18 protein-coding genes and 3 tRNA genes are annotated in these 23,943 nt (G+C 56.6%); 4 read left to right on the forward strand and 17 right to left on the reverse strand.

Going from position 1 to position 23,943, the window contains the following annotated elements; all coding sequences use genetic code 11:
* Positions 1-52 precede the first annotated feature (52 nt).
* The 13 genes from rlmB to nnr form a co-directional block, all read right to left on the reverse strand.
* A complete protein-coding gene (rlmB, locus tag DVA43_RS15660; protein ID WP_103822999.1) occupies positions 53-784 on the reverse strand; it encodes a 23S rRNA (guanosine(2251)-2'-O)-methyltransferase RlmB in 732 nt (243 codons plus the stop codon).
* A gap of 64 nt (positions 785-848) precedes the next feature.
* Positions 849-3,290, reverse strand: coding sequence for a ribonuclease R (gene rnr, locus DVA43_RS15665; RefSeq protein ID WP_114316084.1), 2,442 nt, complete (start codon positions 3,288-3,290; stop codon positions 849-851).
* A 38-nt stretch (positions 3,291-3,328) separates the two neighbouring features.
* Positions 3,329-3,754: a nitric oxide-sensing transcriptional repressor NsrR gene (gene nsrR, locus DVA43_RS15670; RefSeq protein ID WP_103822997.1), complete on the reverse strand. Its 426-nt coding sequence runs from the start codon at positions 3,752-3,754 to the stop codon at positions 3,329-3,331.
* Positions 3,755-3,955: 201 nt separating this feature from the next.
* Positions 3,956-5,254, reverse strand: coding sequence for an adenylosuccinate synthase (locus tag DVA43_RS15675; RefSeq protein ID WP_114317154.1), 1,299 nt, complete (start codon positions 5,252-5,254; stop codon positions 3,956-3,958).
* 286 nt (positions 5,255-5,540) lie between these two features.
* The gene (gene hflC / locus DVA43_RS15680) at positions 5,541-6,542 is read right to left on the reverse strand and encodes a protease modulator HflC (RefSeq protein WP_103822996.1); all 1,002 of its coding nucleotides are present in this window, start codon (positions 6,540-6,542) and stop codon (positions 5,541-5,543) included.
* 2 nt (positions 6,543-6,544) lie between these two features.
* Positions 6,545-7,798, reverse strand: a complete 1,254-nt coding sequence (gene hflK, locus DVA43_RS15685; RefSeq protein ID WP_114316085.1) for an FtsH protease activity modulator HflK — start codon at positions 7,796-7,798, stop codon at positions 6,545-6,547.
* A gap of 116 nt (positions 7,799-7,914) precedes the next feature.
* Positions 7,915-9,195, reverse strand: a complete 1,281-nt coding sequence (hflX, locus tag DVA43_RS15690) for a ribosome rescue GTPase HflX (RefSeq protein WP_103177967.1) — start codon at positions 9,193-9,195, stop codon at positions 7,915-7,917.
* A gap of 77 nt (positions 9,196-9,272) precedes the next feature.
* Positions 9,273-9,581: an RNA chaperone Hfq gene (gene hfq, locus DVA43_RS15695; RefSeq protein WP_032616179.1), complete on the reverse strand. Its 309-nt coding sequence runs from the start codon at positions 9,579-9,581 to the stop codon at positions 9,273-9,275.
* 85 nt (positions 9,582-9,666) lie between these two features.
* Complete coding sequence (miaA, locus tag DVA43_RS15700) at positions 9,667-10,617, reverse strand: tRNA (adenosine(37)-N6)-dimethylallyltransferase MiaA (RefSeq protein ID WP_103822994.1); 951 nt, start codon at positions 10,615-10,617, stop codon at positions 9,667-9,669.
* Positions 10,610-12,457: a DNA mismatch repair endonuclease MutL gene (mutL, locus tag DVA43_RS15705; RefSeq protein WP_114316086.1), complete on the reverse strand. Its 1,848-nt coding sequence runs from the start codon at positions 12,455-12,457 to the stop codon at positions 10,610-10,612. The genes miaA and mutL overlap by 8 nt, the downstream gene beginning before the upstream one ends.
* A 9-nt stretch (positions 12,458-12,466) precedes the next feature.
* Positions 12,467-13,801, reverse strand: a complete 1,335-nt coding sequence (gene amiB / locus DVA43_RS15710) for an N-acetylmuramoyl-L-alanine amidase AmiB (RefSeq protein WP_114316087.1) — start codon at positions 13,799-13,801, stop codon at positions 12,467-12,469.
* A 16-nt stretch (positions 13,802-13,817) separates the two neighbouring features.
* The gene (gene tsaE, locus DVA43_RS15715; RefSeq protein ID WP_103177963.1) at positions 13,818-14,279 is read right to left on the reverse strand and encodes a tRNA (adenosine(37)-N6)-threonylcarbamoyltransferase complex ATPase subunit type 1 TsaE; all 462 of its coding nucleotides are present in this window, start codon (positions 14,277-14,279) and stop codon (positions 13,818-13,820) included.
* Positions 14,272-15,798 carry a bifunctional ADP-dependent NAD(P)H-hydrate dehydratase/NAD(P)H-hydrate epimerase gene (gene nnr / locus DVA43_RS15720; protein WP_114316088.1) on the reverse strand — a complete coding sequence of 509 codons (1,527 nt, stop codon included), beginning with the start codon at positions 15,796-15,798 and terminating at the stop codon, positions 14,272-14,274. Before nnr ends, tsaE begins: the two co-directional genes overlap by 8 nt.
* Between nnr and queG the strand changes: the two genes are divergently transcribed.
* Positions 15,797-16,936, forward strand: coding sequence for a tRNA epoxyqueuosine(34) reductase QueG (gene queG / locus DVA43_RS15725; protein ID WP_114316089.1), 1,140 nt, complete (start codon positions 15,797-15,799; stop codon positions 16,934-16,936). The genes nnr and queG overlap by 2 nt on opposite strands.
* Positions 16,937-17,206: 270 nt before the next feature.
* On the opposite strand, the gene DVA43_RS15730 is transcribed toward queG, so the two are convergent.
* The 4 genes from DVA43_RS15730 to orn form a co-directional block, all read right to left on the reverse strand.
* Positions 17,207-17,282, reverse strand: a tRNA-Gly gene (locus DVA43_RS15730).
* A gap of 32 nt (positions 17,283-17,314) precedes the next feature.
* Positions 17,315-17,390, reverse strand: a tRNA-Gly gene (locus DVA43_RS15735).
* A 151-nt stretch (positions 17,391-17,541) separates the two neighbouring features.
* Positions 17,542-17,617 (reverse strand) — tRNA-Gly (locus tag DVA43_RS15740).
* 189 nt (positions 17,618-17,806) lie between these two features.
* Complete coding sequence (gene orn, locus DVA43_RS15745) at positions 17,807-18,352, reverse strand: oligoribonuclease (RefSeq protein WP_039028434.1); 546 nt, start codon at positions 18,350-18,352, stop codon at positions 17,807-17,809.
* Between the two features lie 107 nt (positions 18,353-18,459).
* Between orn and rsgA the strand changes: the two genes are divergently transcribed.
* The 3 genes from rsgA (at position 18,460) to mscM (ending at position 23,920) form a co-directional block, all read left to right on the forward strand.
* Positions 18,460-19,512: a small ribosomal subunit biogenesis GTPase RsgA gene (gene rsgA, locus DVA43_RS15750; RefSeq protein WP_168194664.1), complete on the forward strand. Its 1,053-nt coding sequence runs from the start codon at positions 18,460-18,462 to the stop codon at positions 19,510-19,512.
* A 98-nt stretch (positions 19,513-19,610) separates the two neighbouring features.
* Complete coding sequence (gene asd, locus DVA43_RS15755; protein WP_114316091.1) at positions 19,611-20,579, forward strand: archaetidylserine decarboxylase; 969 nt, start codon at positions 19,611-19,613, stop codon at positions 20,577-20,579.
* A 17-nt stretch (positions 20,580-20,596) separates the two neighbouring features.
* Complete coding sequence (mscM, locus tag DVA43_RS15760) at positions 20,597-23,920, forward strand: miniconductance mechanosensitive channel MscM (RefSeq protein WP_114316092.1); 3,324 nt, start codon at positions 20,597-20,599, stop codon at positions 23,918-23,920.
* The last annotated feature ends 23 nt before the right edge of the window (positions 23,921-23,943 follow it).

Here is a 23,943-nt window from a genome sequence, read left to right on the forward strand (position 1 = left end):
CAAAAGCACGGACCGTAGGCCCGGTAAGCGCAGCGCCACCGGGCACAACAGACTACCCGCGCTGGCGTACCGCTTCGAACAGGCAGATGCCGGTTGCTACGGAAACGTTCAGGGACGAGACGCTGCCCGCCATCGGAATGCTGATCAGTTCGTCGCAATGCTCGCGCGTCAGACGACGCATGCCTTCACCTTCGGCACCCATCACCAGCGCCAGACGACCTGTCATTTTGCTCTGGAACAGGGTGTGGTCTGCTTCACCTGCAGTACCGACGATCCAGATATTCTCTTCCTGTAACTGACGCATGGTGCGCGCCAGGTTGGTCACGCGGATCAGCGGCACGTTCTCCGCCGCGCCGCAGGCCACTTTTTTGGCCGTCGCGTTGAGCTGCGCGGAGCGATCTTTTGGCACGATCACCGCATGGACGCCCGCCGCATCGGCGCTACGCAGGCAGGCACCGAGGTTGTGCGGATCGGTCACGCCGTCGAGGATCAGGAAGAACGGGTTTTCCAGCGCGGCGATCAGATCCGGCAGATCGTTCTCCTGATACTGGCGGCCCGGCTTCACGCGGGCGATGATGCCCTGGTGCACTGCCCCTTCGCTTTTCTCATCCAGGTACTGACGGTTCGCCAGCTGGATCACCACGCCCTGCGCTTCCAGGGCATGGATCAGCGGCATCAGGCGTTTATCTTCACGCCCTTTCAGAATAAAGACTTCCTGAAAACGCTCCGGTGCGCGCTCCAGCAGGGCCTGCACCGCGTGGATGCCGTAAATCATTTCACTCATTGATGGTTCTCATTAATTACTGTTCACCTCTCCCTTTCGGGAGAGGATCAAGGTCAGGGGAGAATTACTCCGCCACTTTTTTCTTTGCCGCGCGCTTCGCTTTGGTCGCCGCAGCTATTTTTTGGGTTTTGGCCGACGGTTTTTTGGCGGCTCTGGCCTCTTTCTTCGCGGCCTTCGACTTCTGTTTTTTCTCGCCACGGAAGGCGCTGTCCGGCTCGAAGTTTACCCGCTTACCGGCCTGACGGCGTTTGCCGCTGGTTTTTCCGGCGGCCCCTCTCTTCGCATTATCCCGCGCGGTTTTACCCACGTTACGTGGCGCGCGTTCGCTGGAGATCAGGCTGAAATCAATCTTACGCTCGTCCATGTTGACGGCTTCGACCTTCACTTCCACACGATCGCCCAGACGGTAGGTCTGGCCGCTGGACTCGCCGGTCAGACGCTGCCCAACCTGATCGTAACGGTAGTAGTCGTTGTCCAGGGATGAGACATGCACCAGACCATCGATAAACAGTTCATCAAGGCGTACAAAGAAGCCAAAGCCGGTGACGCTGGCAATCACGCCTTTAAAGACGTTACCTACCTGATCCAGCATGAAGTCGCACTTCAGCCAGTCCGCCACGTCACGCGTCGCTTCATCGGCGCGGCGTTCGGTCATGGAACAGTGTTGGCCCAGCTGCAGCACCTCTTCCATGGAGTAGTGATAACCCCCGGTTTCGGTCGTGTTGCCTTTGTGGCCCTGCTCATGTGCCAGCAGATACTTAATGGCACGGTGCAGTGACAGATCCGGATAACGGCGGATCGGCGAGGTAAAATGCGCATAAGACTGCAATGCCAGACCAAAGTGGCCGCGGTTCTCAGGATCGTAAATCGCCTGCTTCATGGAGCGCAGCAGCATGGTTTGCAGCATTTCCGCGTCAGGGCGATCGCTAATCGATTCCAGCAGCTCGGCGTAATCGCGCGGCTCTGGCTTGTTGCCCCCCGGCAGCTCAAGACCCAGCTCCGCCAGTACGGTACGGAAAGAGGTGATGGCCTCGGTGGTCGGTTTATCGTGGATACGGAACAGCGCGGGCTCTTTGGCTTTCTCAACGAAGCGTGCCGCGGAGATGTTCGCCAGGATCATGCACTCTTCAATCAGCTTGTGGGCATCGTTACGCTGGGTCTGTTCGATACGCTCGATGCGACGCTCAGCGTTAAAGATGAACTTCGCCTCTTCACTCTCAAATGAGATGCCGCCGCGCTCTTCACGCGCCTGCTCCAGCACTTTATAGAGGTTATGCAGCTCTTCGATGTGCTTCACCAGCGGAGCGTACTGTTCACGCAGATCCCGATCACCCTGCAGCATATGCCACACTTTGGTATAGGTCAGGCGCGCATGTGAACTCATCACCGCTTCATAGAATTTGTAGCCGGTTAAACGCCCCTTGCTGGAGATGGTCATTTCACAAACCATGCAGAGACGGTCAACCTGCGGGTTAAGCGAGCACAGGCCGTTGGAGAGCACTTCCGGCAGCATCGGTACAACCTGGGACGGGAAGTAGACCGAGGTGCCACGGTTACGCGCTTCGCCATCCAGTGGGGTGCCAGTACGAACGTAATAGCTCACATCGGCAATCGCTACCCAGAGACGCCAGCCGCCGCCGCGTTTTTTCTCACAGTAGACGGCGTCATCAAAGTCACGGGCGTCTTCGCCATCAATGGTGACCAGCGGCAGGCTGCGCAGATCCACGCGGCCCGCTTTTGCCGATTCCGGCACCTGCTCTTTCAGTCCTTCAACCTGCTCTTCAACGGCTTTTGGCCAGACATGGGGGATTTCATGGGTGCGCAGTGCCATATCCACGGCCATGCCGGTGCCCATGTTATCGCCCAGCACTTCCACAATCTTACCGACCGCTTTGGTACGACGGGTTGGACGCTGAGTCAGCTCAACCACCACCACAAAGCCCATCCGCGCGCCCATTACCTCTTCAGGCGGAATGAGGATGTCAAAGCTCAGGCGACTGTCATCCGGCACCACAAAACCTACGCCGGCATCGGTGAAGTAGCGGCCCACGATCTGGCTGGTTTTTGGCACCAGCACACGCACAACGCGCGCTTCACGACGCCCTTTGCGGTCTGCACCCAGCGGCTGGGCCAGGATCTGGTCACCGTGAATGCACATTTTCATCTGTTCAGATGAGAGGTAGAGGTCATCTTTGCGGCCTTCGACGCGCAGGAAGCCATAACCATCACGGTGGCCAATCACCATGCCTTTCAGCAGATCGAGACGCTCCGGTAGGGCATAGCATTGACGGCGGGTAAAGACGAGTTGTCCGTCGCGCTCCATCGCGCGAAGGCGGCGGCGAAGGGCTTCAATTTGCTCTTCGCCTTCAATGTTCAGTTCAACGGCAAGTTCTTCACGGTTGGCAGGTTTTTCGCGTTTTGTGAGGTGTTCAATGATGAACTCGCGGCTGGGGATAGGGTTCGCGTATTTTTCGGCTTCGCGTTCCTGGAAAGGATCTTGTGACATAGCGGTTCCTCCGTTGTCATCTCCGGTGGACGTTTTCTTCATTCCACCAGCAATAATTTATACAGCGGTTGATTCTCTTCAACCAAATCGGCCAGCGTGTAGTTATCCAGCTCCATGAGAAAACTTTGCACAGCCTTTGAAAGCGCCTGTTTCAGTCGACAGGCGGGGGTAATGTGGCAGAACTCGCTGCTGCAGTTCACCAGAGACAATGGCTCTAGTTCGCGCACCACATCACCAACACGAATACTCTGTGCCGGTTTACCGAGGCGGATGCCGCCATTTTTCCCGCGGACGGCAGCAACGTATCCGGCTCGGCTAAGTTGATTGATTATTTTGACCATATGATTACGGGACACACCGTAGACCTCTGTCACCTCAGAGATACTGGTCATCTGTCCAGCGGGTAACGACGCCATGTAAATCAGCGCACGCAATCCGTAATCGGTGAAACTTGTTAACTGCACATCAACCTCAGGAAAAGGGTAAAACGCGGTATATCCGCAGAGATATTCATTAATGATGATAAACCAGCCAGATAGTCAACGGCGAATTTATTTAAACTGAAAGGGGGAAAGGAGAACGAAAAAGCCGGATGCGCATGGCTTTCCGGCCTGTGATGGGTATTGTAGGCCCGGCAAGCATAGCGCCGCCGGGCGAAACCATCATTATGCGTCGAACGGGTCGCGCAGGATCATGGTTTCAGAACGATCCGGGCCGGTAGAGATGATATCAATCGGCACACCGGTCAGCTCTTCAATACGCTGGATGTAATCCAGTGCCGCCTGTGGCAGGCCGCTACGCTCTTTCACGCCGAAGGTGGTTTCAGACCAGCCCGGCATGGTTTCGTAGATCGGCTCAATGCCCTGCCAGTCGTCAGCAGCCAGCGGAGTGGTGGTCACTTCACGGCCATCCGGCATACGGTAGGCAACACAGATTTTCACTTCTTTCAGGCCGTCCAGGACGTCCAGCTTGGTCAGGCAGAAGCCAGACAGGGAGTTGATCTGCACCGCACGGCGCACAGCAACCGCATCCAGCCAGCCGGTACGACGACGACGACCGGTGGTCGCGCCAAACTCGTTACCTTGCTTGCACAGGAACTCGCCGGTTTCATCAAACAGTTCGGTCGGGAACGGACCCGCACCCACGCGAGTGGAGTAAGCCTTGATGATACCCAGAACGTAATCCACATAACGCGGACCCAGGCCAGAGCCGGTAGCCACGCCACCTGCGGTGGTGTTGGAAGAGGTTACGTACGGGTAGGTACCGTGGTCGATATCCAGCAGTGTACCCTGCGCACCTTCGAACATGACGAAATCGCCACGCTTGCGCGCCTGGTCCAGCAGATCGGAGACATCAATAACCATACCGGTCAGGATGTCAGCGATCGCCATAACGTCATCCAGCACTTTCTGGTAGTCAACGGCGTCAACTTTGTAGAAATTCACCAGCTGGAAGTTGTGATATTCCATCACTTCTTTCAGTTTTTCAGCAAAGGTGGCTTTATCGAACAGGTCGCCAACGCGCAGACCGCGACGAGCGACTTTATCTTCGTAAGCCGGGCCGATACCACGGCCGGTGGTGCCGATTGCTTTCGCGCCGCGTGCTTTTTCACGCGCCAGATCCAGCGCAACGTGGTAGTCGAGGATCAGCGGACAGGCTTCGGAGAGCAGCAGACGCTCGCGAACCGGGATGCCACGGTCTTCCAGGCCTTTCATCTCTTTCATCAGCGCAGCAGGAGACAGCACAACACCGTTACCGATGATGCTGGTCACATTGTCACGAAGAATGCCTGATGGAATAAGATGGAGGACGGTTTTTTCACCGTTGATTACGAGAGTATGGCCTGCGTTGTGACCACCCTGATAGCGTACAACAAATTTAGCACGCTCAGTCAGAAGATCGACGATCTTCCCTTTACCTTCGTCACCCCATTGGGTGCCCAGTACGACGACGTTGTTACCCATTTTCAAAATCACCGATTGCTTAAAAATGGATTCTACCATCGGTTTTGATGATGTTCAGCTTTTTTTGTATACAAATTTCGGCGAAATTGATGCCTTCCTCGCCAGTTAAACGATTACCTCAATATCTTGTGTGATGGGCCAATTCTCATCACAAGCGGTGCGGCAATTTCACTTACCGCTATGCCGAAGGAATTAGCGCTTTTCGTTCATCTCCAGTAAATCGGCTGTAACGAACAAAAAAAATGGCGCCCCTGAGGGGCGACATTCGCTTTTTGAAGCCGTGAAATCAGCGACTGGCTTCCGGTGACTTCATATAGCGGAAGAAATCGCTGTCCGGGCTGAGAACCATAACGTCCTGATTGCTCTGGAAGCTGCTCTCATAGGCACGCAGGCTACGGATAAAGGCATAGAAGTCTGGATCCTGGCTGAAGGCATCCGCAAACAGCTTCGCCGCTTCGGCATCACCTTCACCGCGCAGGATACGGCCCTGACGCTCCGCTTCTGCCAGGGTTTTGGTCACTTCATAGTCTGCGGTTGCACGCAGCTTTTCAGCCTCTTCCTGACCCTGTGAACGATGACGACGGGCTACCGCTTCACGCTCGGCACGCATACGGTTGTAGATCGCCTCAGAGACTTCCGTTGGCAGGTTGATCTGCTTGATACGCACGTCAACCACTTCGATACCCAATGCCGCCATACTGTTCGGGTTGATAACCGCCACTTTACCGTTGGTTTCAGCCTGAACGCGTTCAGCCGCTTTGGCGATGGCATCGTCAGCCGCCGGAGTTGTCACTTCATCTTCCGTGCCGGCGGAACCGGAGTTCAGCGCATCGCGTACTTCAGAGGTCAGACGACCGCGGGAGTCGGTTACGATATCCCGCACATCCAGACGACCAATTTCAGAACGCAGACGGTCAGAGAACTTACGTTTCAGCAGCACTTCGGCCTGAGAGACGTCGCCGCCGCCCGTTGCCAGGAAGTAACGGCTGAAGTCGCTGATACGCCACTTGATATAGGAGTCAACGATCAGGTCTTTTTTCTCTTTGGTCACGAAACGGTCGGCCTGGTTATCCATCGTCTGGATACGCGCATCAAGCGTTTTCACTGACTGAATAAACGGCACTTTGAAGTGCAGGCCTGGCTCATAAATGACCGGACGCTTGTCGCTGTCACGCACGACGCTGCTGAACTGGAATTTAATCCCACGCTCGCCCTCTTTAACCACAAAAATTGAGGTGTAAAGCACAACCAGCACGATAATAATGATCGCAATTACTGACTTACGCATCGTTATTCCCCCTGACGCTGGTAGTCGTTACGCTGCGCGTTGGCGCGGCGTTGGTCCATGATGTCACCATCGCTTGAAGAAGAGCGGGTGTTTGCGCTGGCGTTACCGGTAGACGCAGGCGGCAGACGCAGCAGGTTATTCGCCCCACTGTCGTTCTTTGCGCCCGCGGCACTGGTGCCTTTCAGCATCTGATCCAGCGGCAGAACCATCAGGTTGCCACCTTTGCTGTCATTGACCAGTACCTTACGGGTGTGGCTCAGCACTTTCTCCATGGTTTCGATATAGAGACGTTCACGGGTAATTTCCGGCGCAGCTTTATATTCCGGCAGGATTTTCGCAAAGCGAGCCACCTCACCCTGGGCTTCCAGCACGGTCTGGGTCTTATAGGCTCGCGCCTCTTCCAGAATACGCTGTGCCTGACCGTTCGCACGCGGCTGAACTTCGTTGGTGTAGGCTTCTGCCTCACGGATGTACTGCTGTTCGTTTTCACGGGCAGCAATCGCATCGTCAAACGCCGCTTTGACCTCTTCCGGCGGACGAGCAGCCTGGAAGTTGACGTCCAGCAGGGTGATACCCATGTTATACGGACGAATGGTCTCTTCCAGCTCACGCTGGGTATCGCTACGAATAACGGTACGACCTTCGGTCAGAATGCGGTCCATGGTGTATTTACCGATCACGCCACGCAGGGCGCTGTCGGTCGCCTGACGCAGGCTGTCATCGGCGCTGGTCACGCTAAAGAGGAAACGTTCAGGATCGGTCACGCGATACTGCACGTTCATCTCAACGCGCACCACGTTTTCGTCTGACGTCAGCATCACGCCGGATGCCGCCAGTTCGCGTACCGATTCAACGTTCACCGCCGTGACGTCATCGATAAAGGTCGGTTTCCAGTTCAGGCCCGGCTCAACCAGATGGCTGAATTTGCCGAAACGGGTGACAACACCGCGCTCTGCTTCTTTGATTGTGTAGAACCCGCTGGCTGCCCAGATAATCACCGCCGCTGCGGCAACAATGCCCACCACACGACCGCCCATATGAGGACGCGGCCCCTGGCCAGTACCGCCGCCAGTGCCTTTACCACCGCCGAGTCCGCCCAGCTTTTTGCTCAGCTTGCGGAAGATATCATCCAGATCGGGTGGCCCCTGCTCGCGACCACCTTTGTTGCCATTTCCCCCGGAGTTGCCGCCTTGATTATTGCTGCTCCCCCACGGGTCGCGGTCTTGTCCGTTATTACCGGGCTGATTCCACGCCATGTATGTGCTCCATATTTGTTATGCGGTGATATACCCTCAAACGCCTGGCATGCCGGAGCATTCGCAGCGGTTCGGGTATCCCAAAGGGCAAAATCCTTCAGGCATCTCCTTTCCGGTCAGACGACGTAGTCGACCAGCGCAGGTTCTTGTTTACAGAGGCGACGCCAGTCGACGATTGGCATACGCACCTGCAACCCCACGCTGCCGTCATCCTCCATCCACTCTTTTTCTATCGCCTGAAGCTGATAAAAACGGCTGCGCAGTCGGCCTTCCTCGGGTGGCAGACGCAGCGTGTGCTGAGCCACTTCACCGGAAAGACGTTCTGTTAAAGCCTGGAAAAGCAGTGGTACACCGACACCGGTCTGCGCAGAAAGCCAGACCCGAATCGGTATGTTCTCTTCATCCCTGTCGATACGCGGTTCGAAATTATCCAGCATATCGATCTTGTTCATCACCAGCAGCGTCGGGATCTCGTGGGCATCAATCTCTTCCAGCACGATATTCACTGCATCAATATTTTCCTGTACGCGTACATCCGCAGCGTCGATAACGTGCAACAGCAACGTCGCCTGACGGGTCTCCTGCAGGGTGGCTTTAAACGCGGCCACCAGATCGTGCGGCAGATGACGGATAAACCCAACGGTATCCGCCAGCACGGTTTCACCGACATCCGTCACATCAATGCGGCGCAGCGTCGGATCCAGGGTCGCAAACAGCTGGTCTGCGGCGTAAACCTGGGCCTCAGTAATCTGGTTAAACAGGGTGGATTTACCGGCGTTGGTATAACCAACCAGCGACACCGTCGGGATGTCGGCTTTCTGTCGGGAGCGGCGCCCCTGCTCACGTTGCTTCTCAACTTTTTCCAGCCGTGAGAGGATCTGGGTAATACGGCCACGCAGCAAGCGACGGTCGGTTTCGAGCTGGGTTTCACCCGGGCCGCGCAAACCAATCCCGCCCTTTTGTCGTTCAAGGTGTGTCCAGCCACGCACCAGGCGCGTCGCCAGATGGCGCAACTGCGCCAGCTCAACCTGCAATTTCCCTTCATGGGTACGTGCACGTTGGGCAAAAATGTCTAAAATCAAACCCGTCCGATCGATAACACGACATTCGCACAGACGTTCCAGGTTGCGTTCCTGGGCCGGTGTCAGGGCGTGATCAAACAGCACGACCGATGCGCCAGTCGCTTTAACGGCATCCGCAATCTCTACTGCTTTACCTTCACCAACAAAAAACTTTGGGTGCGGCGCTTTACGGCTACCGGTAATCACCTGCATTGCTTCGACACCGGCGGAAGAGACCAGAGATTCAAACTCCTGGAGATCTTCCATATCTTTGTCTTGCGAAAAATAGATGTGTACCAGCACCGCCTGCTCACCGGCATCGTAACGGTCAAACAAGCGTAAACCTCTCAAAAAAGATCAGCGGGGAACGCAGAAAATCTGGCTCCCCGATATGGAAATAACAGCCAGTAACCTTATTCGGTCTCTTCGCTGTCCTGCGCAGGCGCAGAAGAACCCTGCGCGTTGCTGCCATGATGGTAGTTACTGGAACCGCCGCCAGCGTTATTGCTGTGATGAGATACCGGGCGAGACGGAACAACAGTAGAAATCGCGTGCTTATAAACCATCTGGCTGACCGTGTTTTTCAACAGGATCACGAACTGATCGAAAGACTCAATCTGACCTTGCAGCTTAATACCATTCACCAAATAAATAGAAACTGGAACACGTTCCCGACGCAGTGCGTTCAAGAACGGATCTTGTAAAGATTGCCCCTTAGCCATTCTATCTTTTCCTTATATGCTTGTTTTGTACTTAGAACCTTGCGATTCTGAAAAATTGCGCACGATACGGCTTAATTGTACACATTCAGTCTGCGATATCACCAACAACCTGTAATACATCGTGTAACGCCTGTTGCGGTTTTTCACTGTCTAACCAGTGAACTCCCTCCCAACCGCGTAACCAGGTAATCTGGCGCTTCGCTAACTGTCTCGTGGCGCAAATACCTCGATAAACCATTTCATCATGCGAAATCTCACCTTCAATGTATGACCACATCTGGCGATAACCCACACAACGAATGGAAGGCATATCCGTATGCAAATCTCCACGGGCAAATAGCGCCCGCACTTCTGCTTCAAAATCTGAAGCCAACATCTGATGAAAACGCTGCTCAATTCGCTGATGGAGCAGTTCACGGCTCGCCGGGGCGATGGCGAACTGATGCACCTGATACGGCAGAGCCTCTCCTGACGTTTGCGTCAGTTCCGTTAAAGTTTTACCCGAAATGAAAAAAACTTCCAGTGCCCGGGAAAGCCTTTGCGGATCATTTGGATGAATACGTGCTGCCGCAACCGGATCAATTTCTGCCAGCTGCGCATGCAGTACACCCCATCCCTGCTCTGCTGCCTGATGCTCAATTTTTGCTCTAATGGCCGGATCTGCCGAAGGTAACGGCGACAACCCTTCCAGTAACGCTTTGAAATAGAGCATTGTTCCGCCCACCAGCAGCGGGATACGTCCTGCTGCTGTGATCTCAGCCATATGCGCCAGCGCATCGCGACGAAAATCAGCCGCTGAATAAGCCTGCGCAGGGTCAAGGATGTCCAGCAATCGGTGCGGCGCCGCGCGTAACTCGTCTGCGTTAGGCTTTGCCGTACCAATATCCATCCCCTGATAAATAAGGGCGGAATCAACGCTAATCAACTCTACTGGCAAAACTTTACGTAACTCAATGGCTAACGCGGTTTTACCCGAGGCCGTTGGCCCCATCAAAAATATCGCCTTAGGCAGGCGGGTATTGCTTACATCACTCATTTTTCAGGGCGGCCTTAGCCGTTTGTAGATCAACAGGTTGTAATAAACCACCCGGCGGAGCCTTCACCAGCTGCGGACAGAGGCGCTCGACCTCCGCCAGCACGGTGATAGCCTGCGCCATACTCCACGTCGGGTGATCGCTGGCCAGCTGGCGGGCGATCCACTGTGCAGTATTGGCGGCATCAAACGTTGTCTGCTGCGCCAGGTAGCCTATCAGTTCAGGAATCAAGTTTTGTAAATTTTGTTGGCGTAAGGGTAAAGGCACGGCCCGAAGCGTCACATGATGCGATTCCAGCACCATTTCGATCCCCATTTCAGCAAGGGCAGCCTGATGACGCTGCACCACCTGCGTCTCCTGCGGCGAGATTTTTATCCGCACAGGGATCAACAGCGGCTGGGCGCAGGCCTGATGAGGACCGGGCGCCAGCTGCGCCTGTTTCAGCCAGCGTTCGGCAACCGGCAGGGATAACAGCGCCAGATGACCGTCCTGCTCAAGCAGCGCGGCATCGGGTGCTATGATGGTCAGCACCCGACCAAAACTCTGGTTATGGCCCATCAGGGCGGGGGCTGCGGGAGCGGCCTCAGCCGTTTTTTGTGCCGGAGCCGGGGTGTCCAGCAAGGTGCGATACACCGCGCCCGCCTGCTTCTGATAGCCCGGCTGGGCATGTGGATAATTCGCCCCGGACGTCCGGGGAGCTGAGCCGCCAGACGAAAAACGCGGTGCGGCAGGTTCCCGCGCGACAGCGGGTTCAGCAAACTGGTTTTTGCCCGCCGCAATACGGTTTTCCGGGATGGGACGCGGCGCAGGCTCCACGTTACTCAGCGGCAGGTTTGGCTCGGCCTGCTGCTGCAATACGCTCAGCACCCCCTGGTAGATGAAGTCATGCACCAGCCGGGACTGGTGAAAACGCACCTCATGCTTCGCCGGATGGACATTGACATCCACCTGATGCGGGTCGATCTCCAGATAGAGCACAAATGCAGGTTGTTCGCCGGCACCGAGTTTATCTTCACACGCCTGGCGGATCGCATGGTTGATGAGACGGTCACGCATCATGCGTCCGTTCACGTAGCAATACTGGATCTCGGCAAAAGCCGCGCTGCTCGCTTTCGGATCGGCCACCCAGCCGCGCAGGGTCAGATCGCCATGCTGCCACTCAATGGCCAGCGCCTTTTCAAGAAACGGCGTGCCGCAGATGGCGCCCAGCCGGCGCTCCTTCTGCCCGCCCTGCGCCACGGCGCGGTACTGGCGTATCATCTTGCCGTTATGGCTCAGATTGATGGTGACATCGAAGCGCGCCAGGGCAATGCGGCGAATAATCTCGTCGATATGGCCAAATTCGGTTTTCTCGGTGCGCATAAACTTGCGCCGCGCGGGGGTGTTGTAGAAGAGGTCCAGCACTTCCAGCGTGGTGCCTACCGGATGCGCGGCAGGTTTGACCGTCACGTCCATATCCCGGCCTTCGGCATAAGCCTGCCAGGCTTCCGGCTGTTCCGCCGTGCGGGAGGTAAGCGTTAAGCGGGAGACGGAGCTGATACTGGCCAGCGCTTCGCCGCGGAAACCGAGGCTGATAATGGCTTCGAGATCGTCGAGGGAGGCGATTTTGCTGGTTGCGTGACGGGCCAGCGCCAGCGCCAGCTCCTCTTTTTTGATGCCGCAGCCGTTATCACGGATCCGGATGAGCTTCGCTCCGCCGCGTTCAATATCGATATCGATGCGGGTGGCGCCCGCATCGAGGCTGTTTTCCACCAGCTCTTTCACTACCGACGCAGGTCGTTCTACCACCTCACCGGCGGCGATTTGGTTCGCAAGCTGCGGCGGCAGAACCTGAATCGGCATGATAGCTCCTTAATTGGTCGAGGTTGACTCGCCCGGTAACATGGCGCTGGCGGTTTGCCCCGCGCCACCCTGTGGGGCAGACTGGAGCGGATGCGCATCAAAGTACTTACGCAGGCCTTTATAAATCGCTTCGGCAATCTGCTGCTGGTAGCTGTCGCTGGCCAGCAGGCGCTCTTCACCGTTATTGCTGATGAAGCCCGTCTCTACAAGAATGGACGGAATATCAGGCGAACGCAGCACGCCGAGGCTGGCATGTTCCGGGCGGCGTTTATGCAGGGAACCGACACTTTGCAGCTGATTCAGGACGTTAGTCGCTACATCATACCCGACACGCTGGGAATGGCCGAACTGTAAATCCAGTACCGCCTGGCTCAGGTAGGGATCCGACTGGCTGTTTGCCAGCACGTCGCCCGCCCCGCCTAACAGCTCGGATTGCTTTTCATGTTCCTCAAGCCAGTTTGCCATTTCGCTGTTAGCGCGACGGTTAGAAAGTACCCATACGGATGCCCCCGTCGCGTTGCGGTTGGGAGCTGCATCGGCATGCACTGAGACCAGGAAATTGGCATTCTGCTGACGCGCCACGTCAGAACGGCCCATGACCGAGATAAAATAGTCACCGTCACGGGTTAACACCCCTTTAAACATCGGGTCGGCGTTCAGCAAGGTCCGCAGCTTACGGGCAATGGCGATGGTCACGTTTTTCTCACGCGTCCCCCCCGGCCCAATGGCGCCAGGGTCATCACCACCGTGTCCAGCATCGATGGCGATAATAACTTTATCGCCGCTTGCCGGGCGCGCCTGCATCGCGGGACGGGTCACCGTGTTGCTGCTGGTGACGCTGGTAATACGATCGCTGCCGGATTTAAACGGATTTCGTGCGGGCTCCGAAGGACGCGGTGCAACGACAGGCTCTTCCACCCGCTTCACCACGACCGGTGGCGGCGGAGGAGGCGGTGGTGCATCGGCGTTGATGGTAAAGACCACCATATAGCTCGCGCCGTTTTGTTGCTTCACCGCCCGGGTCTTGCCGTTCTGCGTTAAATCAACCACCAGACGCAGGGATTGCGCGTCTTTTGGCGTACCGGAACGAATGCTGCGCACCAGGTTGTTGCCGCTGAACTGTAACGGCAGCCCCTTGATAACGCCGGTCTGTTTAATATCCAGCGCGACGCTGCGCTTATCGTCCTGCGAAAACGCATACTCAGGATCGCCCATAAAGCTGAAGGTGATTCGGGCCTGAGTGTCTCCGTTGGAAACCTGAATATCGGACAACGTTGCCGCCCCGGCCTGTGCGCAAAACAGCACCGTTGCAGCTATCAACCAACTTTTAACGCGATTAATCATCCCGTTATCTCTTAACTTAACCGGCTAAACGCGCCAGTATCGAATTTCCTGATGCGGAGAGAGCAGTCACGCGGGCCTCACGCCCTTGCGCCTGATACTCCAGGTGAATTTCAACATCGGGTTCAGGTAACACACCGGTCCCCTGCTGCGGCCACTCGACCAGACAAATGGCATCGTTGGCAAAGTAGTCACGGATCCCCATAAATTCCAGCTCTTCAGGATCGGCAAGGCGATAAAGATCGAAGTGGTAGACCATCAGGTTTTCCAGGGTGTAGGGCTCGACCAGCGTGTAGGTCGGGCTTTTCACATTACCCTGATGCCCCAGCGCCTGTAAGAAGCCCCGGCTAAAGGTGGTCTTACCCGCGCCCAGGTCGCCATACAGATAGATGACGGTTGCGCCCTCGCAGGCCTGCGCCACGCGCTGGCCGAGATCTAAAGTTGCTTGTTCGTCGGGTAAAGGGATCACGCGATTAATCATTTTCTACGTCAGTTATTTTCGGGTTAACGACACGCCTCAGCGTGTCAAAAAGATCGGTTGCCAGCATGCCGCGCGTACCATAGTGGTCAGCCAGCCGATCGGCTGCTGCACCATGCGCGACGCAGCCTGCGCAGGCGGCATCATAAAGCGCCAGTTTCTGTCCAAGCAACGCGCCAATCATACCGGAAAGCACGTCGCCCATGCCGCCGCTCGCCATTCCGGCATTGCCGACATCCACGATGCCTGTCTCTCCGCTCTCGCTGGCGACGACGGTACCGGCGCCTTTCAGGACGACAACACCACCGTAACGTTTTACCAGACGCTGGGCAGAATGTAAGCGATCGCTTTCAATTTCTGCAACGCTACAGTTAAGCAGCCGCGCGGCCTCGCCGGGGTGCGGCGTCAGGATGCGATTGTGACGTTTATCCGGGTTGATTGCCAGAAGGTTCAGCGCGTCAGCGTCCCATAGCATCGCATGGCGAAAGTTTTCGACCTTGCGTAGTGCCTCCTTCCCCCACGGCTCCTGACCGAGACCGGGGCCAATCACCACCACATCGGCCCATTGCAGACTGTCATCCAGCGCCTTCGGCGTCAGTTCATGCACCATTAGCTCAGGCCGGGCGGTAACGATCGGGGCAATATTTTCGCGGCGGGTGAGGACGCGCACCAGCCCAGCCCCCGTGCGCAGTGCTGCTTCGCCGGTCATGCGAATAGCGCCCGCTGTGCCATGGTCGCCGCCGATAATCACCAGCCGGCCATGATCGCCCTTATGGGAGGTTGAACGGCGTGGCGGCAACCACTGCGCCAGATGCGAGGCATCAAAGCGGGTGATGGCAGTCTCCTGCCCGGCGAGCCAGCCCTCCAGGCCAAGCGCGTGATGATGCAGCGAGCCCACCACATCGCGCGCTTTACCGGTCAACAGGCCCGGTTTAAGAGCAATAAACGTCACCGTATGGTCGGCATTTATGACCGCGCCTGGCGTGGTCCCCGTCTGAGCAACCAACCCGGAGGGAATATCCAGCGCAACGATGGGCGCCGCATGCTGGTTAGCGTGGGCGATCAATCCGGCAACCTCGTCGCGAGGCGCGCTGCGCAAACCCGTTCCCAGAAGGCCGTCAACAATCAGGTCGATGCCTTCCGGCCAGGGGGTATCCGCAGCGTGGATAATCCCCGCCGCATCCAGCCAGGCTTGCCGCGCGTTTGTGGCCTCTTCCGGAAGCGGTTTGTCACTCTCTGTCGCCAGCAGCGTGACGGTAATGCCCGCGGCAAGCGCCAGTCGGGCGACGACATAGCCATCGCCACCGTTATTGCCATGACCGCACAGGATGAGCCAGTGGCGGGATTGCGGATAAGCGGTACGGGCAATGGTGAACGCTGCCTCACCCGCACGTCGCATCAGTTCATAAAGGGTTATACCCAGACTGTCTGCCGCCTCTTTTTCGGCGCGCCGCAGGTCGTCCGCAGGCCAGACAGAGTGTGGTATACTTGCGGGGTTTTTCTTCACAGTATGGTCCGTCATGTCACAGCCCCTCGATCTCAATCAGTTAGCGCAAAACATTAAACAGTGGGGCGCTGAGCTTGGTTTTCAACACGTGGGTATCACCGATACCGATCTCTCTGCCAGCGAGCCCAAACTGCAGGCATGGCTGGATAATCAATACCACGGCGAGATGGAGTGGATGGCGCGTCACGGCATGATGCGCGCCCGCCCGCATGAACTGTTGCCGGGAACCCTGCGCGTGATCAGCGTGCGTATGAACTACCTTCCCACCGGAGCCGCTTTTGCCAGTACGCTGAAGAACCCCTCTCTGGGGTATGTCAGCCGTTATGCCCTGGGGCGTGACTATCATAAACTGTTGCGTAACCGGCTCAAAAAGCTTGGGGAAAGGATTCAGGAGCAGTGCGCCACGCTGAATTTTAGACCTTTTGTCGATTCTGCGCCTGTTCTTGAGCGCCCGCTGGCGGAAAAAGCCGGGCTCGGCTGGACAGGTAAGCACTCACTTATCCTCAGCCGCGATGCCGGGTCGTTCTTCTTCCTCGGAGAACTGCTGATTGATCTCCCCCTGCCGGTGGATAAGCCGGTCGAAGAAGGCTGTGGCCGCTGTGTGGCCTGTATGACCATCTGCCCTACCGGCGCCATTGTCGAGCCTTACACCGTCGATGCCCGCCGCTGCATCTCCTACCTGACCATTGAACTGGAAGGGGCGATCCCGGAAGAGTTTCGGCCGTTAATCGGCAATCGCATTTACGGCTGCGATGATTGTCAGCTGATCTGCCCGTGGAACCGTTATTCACAGCTAACGGAAGAGGACGACTTCAGCCCGCGCAAGGCGTTGCACGCGCCGCCGCTGACAGAGCTGTTTGCCTGGAGCGAAGCCTGGTTCCTGAAAGTGACGGAAGGATCGGCGATTCGCCGTATTGGTCACATCCGCTGGCTGCGTAATATCGCCGTTGCGCTGGGAAATGCCCCCTGGGATGAAGCCAATCTCCGGGCGCTGGAAAGTCGCCGAGGTGAGCACCCACTTCTCGATGAACACATAGAGTGGGCGGTTGCGCAGCAAATTGCCAAACGAAATGCCTGCGTGGTTGAGGTGCAATCTCCGCAGAAACTCAGGCTGGTAAGGGTCGTCGAAAAAGGGCTTCCGAGAGATGCATGATGTTTCCACAGCCTGTGAATAAAAATTAAAAGGCAGAGAGAGACTGGTTCTGGCTATTGGTCAAGTGATCGAGCTAACATTTTGAAATGAAATTTTCTTTATAAATTTCAAGGTATTAAAACGTTACTATTCATCAGGCGAAGTTTCCGAATATTCGGTAAAAAGAGATTAACCTGTGGATAAGTCTGTTAAGAAGAGTTTGTCAGAAATGAAACAAGTCGTCCCCGGCGGGGCTTTCCGCGGTGGATATCTGGAGGAGGAGAAAAAATTTGGAGCGGGAAACGAGACTCGAACTCGCGACCCCGACCTTGGCAAGGTCGTGCTCTACCAACTGAGCTATTCCCGCTTGGGTGGTGTTACTTCTTTGCGAACAAATTTTGGAGCGGGAAACGAGACTCGAACTCGCGACCCCGACCTTGGCAAGGTCGTGCTCTACCAACTGAGCTATTCCCGCTTAATCTTCGTCTTTCAAGCCGCCACTGCGTTGGCTGCCTTCACTCACCTTAGTCACTTACTTTAGTAAGCTCCTAAGGATTCGTTCAGTTGCCGCCTTGTTGCAACCTGAAATCCTGCGATTGGTGGTCTTACTTCTCAGCGAACAGATTTGGAGCGGGAAACGAGACTCGAACTCGCGACCCCGACCTTGGCAAGGTCGTGCTCTACCAACTGAGCTATTCCCGCAAAATCTGTGCTGTCGTAACGATGAATTCTCTGTCGTTACGGGAGGCGCATTATACGAGAAATCCTTTCTGCTGCAACCCCCCAAAAAGCGTTTTTTTATAAATTTAGTTCAATTGCTGCAATATTCGTCACATTGTGCAGATTTAAAGCGTTATGCCCCGGCAAGCGCACGCCTGCCGGAAAGATCGCTTATAAATTAATAAAATGTTCGCGGTAGTAGGCCAGCTCCGCCACCGACTCACGGATGTCATCCATAGCCTGGTGGGTGCCCTGCTTCTTAAAGCCGTCGAGAATTTCCGGCTTCCAGCGACGCGCCAGCTCTTTCAGGGTGCTGACATCCAGATAACGGTAGTGGAAATACGCTTCGAGCTCCGGCATGTACTTAAACAGGAAGCGGCGATCCTGGCCGATGCTGTTGCCACAAATCGGTGATTTTCCTTGCGGTACCCACTGCTTCAGAAATTCGATTGTCGCCAGCTCGGCTTCGCGGTCGCCCTGGGTGCTGGCTTTCACGCGATCCACCAGCCCGCTGCCGGTGTGGGTGCGCACGTTCCAGTCATCCATCAGCGCCAGCTGTTCGTCGGACTGGTGCACGGCAATGGTCGGCCCTTCCGCCAGGATATTCAGGTTCGCGTCCGTGACCAGCGTGGCGATCTCAATAATGCGATCGCGCTCGGGATCAAGCCCGGTCATCTCCAGATCGATCCAAATCAGATTGTTTTCATCTGCACTCATGTTATTTTCCACCCTTCTCGCATAACCGGCCGTGGCAGGTTAACTACTATTAATTAGTGTGTATCATAGAGGTTTTGCCCAATATGGGCGACCAGGAGCCAGCACGATTGAGTAAAAATAAACTCTCCAAAGGGCAGCAGCGCCGCGTTAAAGCCAACCATCAGCGCCGCCTTAAAACCACTTCAGAGAAGGTCGACTACGACGACAACCTGTTTGGCGAGCCCGCGGAAGGCATCGTGATTAGCCGCTTCGGTATGCATGCTGATGTGGAGTCTGCCGACGGCGACGTTCACCGCTGCAACATTCGTCGCACCATCCGCTCGCTGGTAACAGGTGACCGCGTGGTATGGCGCCCCGGCAAAGCCGCTGCTGAAGGCGTGACGGTGAAAGGTATCGTCGAAGCCGTGCACGAGCGCTCGTCGGTATTAACCCGCCCCGACTTTTACGACGGCGTAAAACCGATTGCCGCCAATATCGATCAGATTGTCGTTGTCTCGGCCATTCTGCCCGAACTGTCGCTGAACATTATCGACCGTTATCTCGTCGCGTGTGAAACCCTGCAGGTTGAGCCGCTGATCGTCCTGAATAAGATTGATCTGCTCGACGCCGAAGGCACCGCATTGGTTAACGAGCAGATGGATATCTATCGCAAGATTGGCTATCGCGTACTGATGGTTTCAAGCCGTACTCAGGATGGCCTGAAGCCGCTTGAAGAGGCGTTGACCGACCGTATCAGCATTTTTGCGGGCCAGTCCGGGGTGGGTAAATCCAGCCTGCTGAATAATCTGCTTGGCTTGCCGCAGGAGATCCTGACTAACGATGTCTCCGACACCTCCGGTCTTGGCCAGCACACGACTACCGCTTCACGCCTCTATCATTTCCCGCACGGCGGCGATGTGATCGACTCCCCTGGCGTGCGTGAATTTGGTCTTTGGCATCTTGAACCGGAACAAATCTTTAACGGTTTTGTCGAATTCCACGACTACTTAGGCGCGTGCAAATATCGCGACTGTAAGCATGACAACGACCCGGGCTGCGCCATTCGTGAAGCGGTCGAAAACGGTGAAATTGCGGAAACCCGTTTTGAAAACTACCACCGCATTCTCGAAAGCATGGCTCAGGTAAAAACGCGTAAAAGCTTTTCTGAATCTGATGACTGACAACTAAGCTAAGCGTCGCTAAAATCGTCCCCTTTTTTCAGGTTCCGGCTGTTTAACAGCCGGCTCAGGAACGACAAAACAATGGCCTGGAGGCTACCTTGTTAAACTCATTTAAACTTTCGCTTCAATACATTCTGCCGAAACTGTGGCTCACTCGCCTGGCGGGCTGGGGCGCAAGCAAACGAGCGGGCTGGCTGACTAAGCTGGTAATCGATCTGTTCGTGAAATATTACAAGGTCGATATGCGTGAAGCGCAGAAGCCGGATACGGCAAGCTACCGCACCTTCAACGATTTCTTCGTCCGCCCACTGCGCGATGAAGTACGCCCCCTGAACACTGACCCGAACGTGCTGGTAATGCCTGCCGACGGCGTGATCAGCCAGTTGGGTGCTATCGAAAACGAGAAAATTTTGCAGGCTAAAGGGCACAACTACAGCCTGGAAGCCCTGCTGGCCGGTAACTACCTGATGGCGGATCTGTTCCGCAACGGTACGTTTGCTACCACCTACCTGTCGCCACGCGACTACCACCGCGTGCATATGCCGTGCAACGGTATCCTGCGCGAGATGATCTACGTGCCGGGCGATCTCTTCTCGGTTAACCACCTCACCGCGCAAAACGTACCGAACTTGTTTGCCCGTAACGAGCGCGTTATCTGCCTGTTCGACACCGAGTTTGGCCCGATGGCGCAGATTCTGGTGGGTGCGACCATTGTCGGCAGCATCGAAACGGTCTGGGCGGGCACCATTACGCCGCCGCGTGAAGGGGTCATCAAACGCTGGACGTGGCCTGCGGGCGAAAGCGAAGGCTCCGTGGCGCTGCTTAAAGGTCAGGAGATGGGCCGCTTCAAGCTCGGCTCCACCGTTATCAACCTGTTTGCGCCGGGTAAAGTGAAGCTGGTAGAGCAGCTTGAAAGTCTGTCCGTGACCAAGCTCGGCCAGCCGCTGGCGGTATCAACAGAGCCCTTCGTCACCACGGATGCAGAGCCTGCGCCACTGCCAGCAGAAGAGATTGCCGCCGAACACGAAGCCAGCCCACTGGTCGACGATAAAAAAGACGTAAGCTAAGCAAAAGGTAAACTGACGTGCGCCTGATTATCACTTTTCTGATGGCCTGGTGCCTCAGTATGGGGGCCTACGCAGCGACGGCCCCCGATACCAAACAAATCACGCAAGAACTGGAGCAGGCAAAGGCGGCGAAACCCGCTCAGCCAGAAGCCGTAGAGGTGCTCCAGGCTGCGCTGAACGCCCTTGAGGAGCGTAAAGGCTCCCTTGAGCGTGCCACGCAGTATCAGCAGGTTATCGATAATTTCCCCAAACTTTCTCAAACCCTTCGCGCGCAGCTGAGCGATATCCGTGAAGAGCCGCGTCAGGTGCCCGCGGGCTTAACCTCTGACGCGCTCAACCAGGAGATCCTGCAGGTCAGCAGCCAGCTACTGGAAAAAACCCGCCAGGCGCAGCAGGAGCAGGAGCGTGCCCGGGATATCGCCGACTCGCTGAACCAGCTGCCACAGCAGCAAACCGACGCCCGCCGCCAGCTCAATGAGGTTGAACGCAGGGCTGGGACGCAAACCGGCAATACCCCCCTTAACCAGGCACAGAATCTCGGCATGCAGGCGGAGTCCGCCAGATTAAAAGCCCTGGTGGATGAACTGGAGCTGGCCCAGCTCTCGGCTAACAACCGTCAGGAGCTGGCGCGTATGCGCTCTGAGCTGGCGAAAAAGCAGGGTGAGCAGCTGGACGCTTATCTTCAGGCGCTGCGCAATCAGCTGAACAGCCAGCGCCAGCGTGAAGCTGAGCGGGCGCTGGAAAGCACCGAGATGCTGGCGGAGAACAGCGAGAACCTACCCTCCGGCATCGTTGAGCAATTCAAAGTCAACCGGGAGCTTTCGGCCGCGCTTAACCAGCAGGCGCAGCGTATGGATCTGGTTGCCTCGCAGCAACGCCAGGCAACCAGTCAGACCCTGCAGGTGCGCCAGGCACTGAATACCCTTCGCGAACAGTCCCAGTGGCTGGGTTCGTCGAATCTGCTGGGCGAGGCGCTGCGCGCTCAGGTTGCGCGTCTGCCCGAGATGCCAAAACCGCAGCAGCTGGATACCGAAATGGCACAGCTGCGCGTACAGCGACTGCGCTTTGAGGATCAACTGAATAAGCAGCCCCAGTTGCGCCAGATCCACCAGCCGGATGGCAAGCCGTTGACCGCCGAACAAAACCGGATTCTGGAAGCCCAGTTGAGAACGCAGCGCGAGCTGCTGAACTCTCTGTTGCAGGGCGGCGATACGCTGCTGCTCGAACTGACCAAACTGAAAGTGTCGAACAGCCAGCTGGAAGATGCGTTAAAAGAGGTCAACGAGGCGACCCACCGCTATCTGTTCTGGACCTCGGACGTGCGCCCCGTCTCCTTCTCCTGGCCGATTGATATTGTTCAGGATCTGCGCCGCTTGATTTCGCTGGATACCTTCAGCCAGCTTGGCAAAGCCAGCATTATGATGCTCACCAGCAAGGAGACGATTTTCCCGCTGCTGGGGGCGTTGATCCTGGTCGGATTCAGCATTTATTCGCGTCGCCATTTCACCCGCTTCCTTGACCGCTCCAGCGCCCGTGTAGGCAAGGTGACACAGGATCATTTCTGGCTCACGCTGCGCACGGTTTTCTGGTCCATTCTGGTCGCCTCACCGCTGCCGGTGCTGTGGATGACCCTGGGTTATGGCCTGCGCGAAGCCTGGCCATACCCGCTGGCGGTGGCGATAGGTTTCGGGGTGACGGCTACCGTGCCGCTGCTGTGGGTGGTGATGATCTGCGCCACCTTCGCGCGCCCGAACGGGCTGTTTGTCGCCCACTTTGGCTGGCCACGTAATCGCGTGGCGCGGGCCATGCGCTACTACCTGATGAGCATCGGGCTTATCGTGCCGCTGATTATGGCGCTGATCATGTTTGATAACCTCAACGATCGGGAGTTTTCCGGCTCGCTGGGTCGCCTCTGCTTTATGCTGATTTGCGGTGCGCTGGCGGTGGTAACGCTGAGCCTGAAGAAGGCCGGGATCCCGCTCTATCTCGACAAAGAGGGTAGCGGCGATAACATGGTCAACCATATGCTGTGGAATCTGCTGCTCGGCGCCCCGCTGGCGGCGATCCTCGCGGCCGCCGTCGGCTATCTGGCCACCGCTCAGGCGCTGCTGGCGCGTCTCGAGACGTCGGTAGCGATCTGGTTCCTGCTGCTGGTGGTCTACCACGTGATCCGCCGCTGGATGCTGATCCAGCGCCGTCGCCTGGCCTTCGACCGGGCGAAAAACCGACGGGCCGAAATCCTTGCTCAGCGTGCGCGCGGCGAAGAAGAGCCACCCCACATGCTTAGCACCGAAGGAGTAGTGGAAGTCGATGAAACGGAGCTGGATCTGGATGCCATCAGTACCCAGTCACTGCGGTTGGTACGATCCATCCTGATGCTGATCGCCCTGCTCTCCATTATCTTCCTGTGGTCGGAAATTCATTCGGCGTTTGGCTTCCTGGAGAACATCACCCTCTGGGATGTGACCTCGACGGTACAAGGCGTGGAGAGCCTGGAGCCGATTACACTCGGCGCAGTCCTGATTGCCATTCTGGTCTTCATCATCACCACCCAGTTGATCCGGAACTTCCCGGCGCTGCTGGAGCTGGCCCTGTTGCAGCATCTGGATTTGACCCCGGGAACCGGATACGCCATCACCACCATCACCAAATACCTGCTGATGCTCTTTGGCGGGCTGGTGGGCTTCTCGATGATCGGCATTGAGTGGTCGAAGTTGCAGTGGCTGGTTGCTGCGCTCGGGGTGGGGCTCGGGTTTGGTTTGCAGGAGATCTTCGCCAACTTTATCTCCGGCCTGATCATCCTGTTTGAAAAGCCGATTCGTATTGGCGATACCGTGACGATCCGCGATCTGACCGGGAGCATCACCAAAATCAACACCCGCGCTACCACCATCAGCGACTGGGACCGCAAAGAGATCATCGTGCCAAACAAGGCGTTTATCACCGAGCAGTTTATTAACTGGTCGCTCTCTGACTCCGTGACGCGTGTGGTCCTGACCGTGCCGGCACCGTCGGATACCAACAGCGAAGAGGTAACGCAGATCCTCTATACGGCGGCCGAGCGCTGCTCGCTGGTGATCAGCACGCCAGAGCCGGAGGTGTTCCTGGTGGATTTACAGCAGGGGATCCAGATTTTCGAACTGCGTATTTACGCGGCGGAAATGGGCCATCGTATGCCGCTGCGTCATGAGATCCACCAGCTGATTCTGGCGGGCTTCCGTGAACACGGTATCGATATGCCGTTCCCACCGTTCCAGATGCGTCTGGAAACGCTGGACGGACGTAAGACGGGAAGAACGTTGACGTCGGCGGCGAAGCAGCGCCCGGCGGGGAGTTTGTAGTGCAAATGCCGGGTGGCGCTACG

The sequence above is a fragment of the Leclercia sp. W6 genome (assembly GCF_003336345.1).
Taxonomy (GTDB): Bacteria; Pseudomonadota; Gammaproteobacteria; order Enterobacterales; family Enterobacteriaceae; genus Enterobacter.